The sequence below is a fragment of the Escherichia sp. KCJ4928 genome (assembly GCF_004352695.1).
GTDB lineage: Bacteria > Pseudomonadota > Gammaproteobacteria > Enterobacterales > Enterobacteriaceae > ECMA0423.
Genome location: NZ_SJWV01000629.1, coordinates 1 through 408, shown reverse-complemented (window position 1 = coordinate 408; position 408 = coordinate 1). Strand labels below are relative to the sequence as shown.

1 pseudogene is annotated in these 408 nt (G+C 49.0%); it reads left to right on the top strand.

The window, feature by feature from the left end:
- Positions 1-217: 217 nt before the first annotated feature.
- Positions 218-408 (top strand): annotated as a pseudogene (locus E0D98_RS25960) (conjugal transfer protein TraE); the annotation flags it as partial.

Genomic DNA, 408 nt, shown 5'->3' with positions numbered 1-408 from the left:
AACGAAATACTTTCAATCTCCTGACTCCGTCTGCTCTGCAGCATAATGCCAGACCAGCGGCATGCTAAATCACGTCCTGTCCGAATCCTTTTCATTCACGCTTAAAACAGAGTTAAAAGCACTCTTGGAACACACTCGATCATAACGATCGAAATAACTCGTTTCCGTTCAGCAAACACGCTCTTTAGACTTAACATATGAACCGCACGGAGGTGAAATGAAACCCAACAGCACAGGCATTGCTGCCCGCATGATGCTCTCTATTGACAGGGTCCGGATTTGCGAAGCTCTGCTCAATAACCGCCAGTTGCAGTCCACTCCCCTGCAGATCCGTTATCCGCAGGGTGTCAGAGAAGCACTCGGAATAATGAGCGAGCAACTCTCCCTTTCTGTATCCGACCTGACGCG